Below are 553 nucleotides of genomic sequence, written 5' to 3' on the forward strand. Positions count from 1 at the left end.
CGCCCGGCGATATTCTTTTGCAGCAGAGTGAGCGGCATTAAATTGACTGAAAAGCGCGGGCCTTTCTTGTCGCAAGGGTGGGTTGCCAGCCACTTCAGCAGGGATTCCAGCACCTGTAAATCGAATCGCGCGCTAAGGTTAAATTGGGCAATAAGCGGCAAAATTTANCNNGCGTATTTTTGGTCGTGGCGAGGCTGAAATTGAAAGTATCCGTTCGGCTTCGGAAGATTTTCGCCAACGGACCATGGAAGTATTACGCCTGGCGTTTTTTATCCTCCGGTATTCTTGAATTCTTTACCTCGCTGTCGATTGCCCTGGTCGCGGTGTATTTTGGTTTCTCTTATCTTGGTGAGCTGGATTTCGGTCACTACAGCACGGGCGTGACGTTGTCTGCGGGCTTCCTTGCGTTGATCCTCGCCCCCGAGTTTTTTCCAGCCGTTACGTGATCTCGGCACTGTTTTATCATGCCAAAGCCCAGGCTGTTGGCGCGGCTGACAGCCTGAAAACTTTTATGGAAACACCGCTCGCCCATCCACAGCGTGGTGACGTTGAT

General features: G+C 51.6%; 2 pseudogenes. One reads left to right on the forward strand and one right to left on the reverse strand.

The features are described from left to right. A pseudogene (locus CRI63_RS24635) lies at positions 1-161 on the reverse strand (hypothetical protein); the annotation flags it as partial. 11 nt (positions 162-172) lie between these two features. Between CRI63_RS24635 and CRI63_RS24070 the strand changes: the two are divergent. Then, positions 173-553, forward strand: a pseudogene (locus tag CRI63_RS24070) (ABC transporter transmembrane domain-containing protein); the annotation flags it as partial.

It is taken from the genome of Escherichia sp. E2661 (genome assembly GCF_004745185.1).
Taxonomy (GTDB): Bacteria; Pseudomonadota; Gammaproteobacteria; order Enterobacterales; family Enterobacteriaceae; genus Escherichia.